At 52.3% G+C, this 2,475-nt stretch carries 2 protein-coding genes and 1 pseudogene; all 3 read left to right on the top strand.

Annotation, left to right across the window (positions count from 1 at the left end; all coding sequences use genetic code 11):
- Window positions 1-101, top strand: a pseudogene (locus tag GOB86_RS15185) (IS5/IS1182 family transposase); the annotation flags it as partial.
- 94 nt (window positions 102-195) lie between these two features.
- Entirely contained in the window at window positions 196-927 is a 732-nt protein-coding gene (locus GOB86_RS15190; RefSeq protein ID WP_165993484.1) for a class II aldolase/adducin family protein, read from the top strand.
- 75 nt (window positions 928-1,002) lie between these two features.
- Window positions 1,003-1,929: a LysR family transcriptional regulator gene (locus GOB86_RS15195; protein ID WP_165993486.1), complete on the top strand. Its 927-nt coding sequence runs from the start codon at window positions 1,003-1,005 to the stop codon at window positions 1,927-1,929.
- The last annotated feature ends 546 nt before the right edge of the window (window positions 1,930-2,475 follow it).

Genomic DNA, 2,475 nt, shown 5'->3' on the forward strand with positions numbered 1-2,475 from the left:
TCACGAAGGATGTCGAGGCAACAATCTCGTCATCCCACGCGTGGTTGATGATTGCCCATATCCGCAGAGTTCTGCGAAAAATCAATCAAACCGCTTTCTGATTCAGGCTCTTAAATAATTTTATCTTTTCTATTCCGCAACAGAATCATAAAACTGAGACTCAGTCTCTCCATAACCATTATTGGGAACACCCGCATGACCGCACTTGATGAGAAAGCCGCACGGATCAATCTGGCCGCCGCATTCCGGCTCGCTGCCCGGCTTGGCATGCATGAAGCTGTTGCCAACCATTTCAGCCTCTCTGTTTCCGAGGATGGCTCACGCTTTCTCATCAACCCGAAATGGCGCCATTTTTCACGGATCCGCGCCAGCGATCTCGTTCTGGTGGATACCACAAAACCCGTCAGCACAATCACGCAGGATCTGGACCCCACGGCATGGGCCATCCACGGGCAACTCCACCGCCAGCACCCCAAGGCCCACGCAGCCCTGCATCTGCACCCCATCTACAGCACGACAATTTCAACCCTGAGTGACCCCACTATTTACCCGATTGACCAGAATACGGCCCGCTATTTCCGGCGCATGGCATTTGATACGCACTATGGCGGCATGGCCGACAGTGAAGCCGAAGGGGCACGCCTCGCCTCTCTGATCAAGGACAAGACGCGCTTGATGATGGGCAACCATGGGGTTCTGGTTGTCGCCCCGACAATTGGCGAAGCCTTTGATGACATGTACACTCTGGAACGCGCTTGCCAACTGCTTGTGACAGCCTATTCGACCGGCAAGGAGCTTTCCATTCTCTCCGATGAAATTGCGGAAAAAACTGCACGCGACTGGGAAGGCTACACAGATTTCTCCATCCAGCACTTTGAGGAACTCAAGCTCATTCTTGACCGTGAAGAACCCGATTATGCAGAGTGACGCGCCTTCCAACTCAGGCTAGAATCAGAATCTTGCGGCTCGCTTGTCAGCGTTTCATGGGGTTAAAATGGCATAATGCGTTATACATTGCGTCAGTTGGAATATTTTGTTGCTGCAGGAGAGGCTGGTTCCATCCGGCACGCATCCGAACGGCTGTCCATTTCCCAACCCTCCATTTCCACGGCCATCTCGCACCTTGAACTGGAACTGAATGTTCAGCTTTTCATAAGGCACCACGCACAGGGCCTTTCGCTGACTGCGGTAGGGCAAACCCTGCTGGAAGAAGCCAGAAAGGTCATTTCTCAGGCGGAAAGCCTGTATTCCGTTGCGGCGGAAGCAACGGATCAGATCAGAGGAATGCTTTCCGTGGGGGTCATGGTCACCCTTGCCCCCATGATCTTGCCTTCTCTGGTGCATAACTTTCTTACAAAACACCCGGCTGTGGAAATCCGCCAAATTGCATCGCATCATGAATGGTTGGTTGAGGAGCTCAGGCAGGCAGAAATTGACACGGCCATCACCTATGATCTTCAGTTACCGCCAGGCATTGAATTTACACCGCTTGCCAGTCTCCCTCCTCATGTCATTGTCAGCGAGACTCATCACTTCGCCGAACGTGAAACCGTCAGCCTTGGTGAACTTGCCGCCGAACCCATGATTTTTCTGGACCTGCCTCTGAGCCGGCAATATTTCAAAGACCTGTTTCAGAAAGAAAGCTTGCAGCCCAATATTTATGCACGCGTCGCGGATCAGGCCGTTGTAAGAACCATGGTGGCCAACGGGTACGGGTATTCCCTTTCCAATGTTCGCCCTTGCTCAGATCTCGCCCTTGATGGCCGACGGGTTGTGCGCATCAAACTCTCCGGCCAACATCGTCCTATGGTCATCGGCATAGCAACACTGCAAGGCATGCGCAAATCCAGGCTTCTCGAATCATTCCTTGAATACTGCCAGACCCTGATTTCCGACACATCTATCCCCGGCATGAACCCACTTGAGTAATTTCAGACAAGCAACGGCTTTACCGGTTCACGCTGCATTCTCCCTGAAGCAAAACATGGCGGGGTCAGTCAAACCCAAGTGACGCGCCCACAAACACCCCAAAACCATCCCCTAGCTGCATAACCGAGAGTTGTTTGCCTGCCGCCTGGTAACCCGGCACAACAATGGCCGCGTAATGCGTATTGGCAAGGTTATTAAAGCTGATGAATGTTGATTTTCGTTGAGAACTGATGGTGTGGACGGCTCGCAGTGGGCCTGAGAGGATGCTGAAGAGCTGACTGTCCAGAGAAGGAAACCATCATGCCCCAGTTGATCCGTATCGGAATGGATACCTCGAAAAAAGTGTTTCAGCTCCACGGCGTGAATGCCGGGATCACGACACGAAAGTGTATTTTACGTACGCTTGGAGTGAACACCTGTAGAACTGGCCACATTGACGCGGATTTCTTCTGTGGTTGCCGTCCGTTATGCAAGAGTTTTCTGACCCATATTGACGTGTGATCGTGTGCGGTCTTCTGTAAGGCCTGTTGATGTGGCCTTTCAGAA

The sequence above is a fragment of the Acetobacter lambici genome (genome assembly GCF_011516885.1).
In the GTDB taxonomy this organism is placed as follows: Bacteria; Pseudomonadota; Alphaproteobacteria; order Acetobacterales; family Acetobacteraceae; genus Acetobacter; species Acetobacter lambici.

Bases quoted from the DNA above. Each gene is read 5' to 3' on its own strand.
- GOB86_RS15190 (WP_165993484.1), top strand. From the start codon at position 196: ATGACCGCACTTGATGAGAAAGCCGCACGGATCAATCTGGCCGCCGCA.
- GOB86_RS15195 (WP_165993486.1), top strand. From the start codon at position 1,003: ATGCGTTATACATTGCGTCAGTTGGAATATTTTGTTGCTGCAGGAGAG.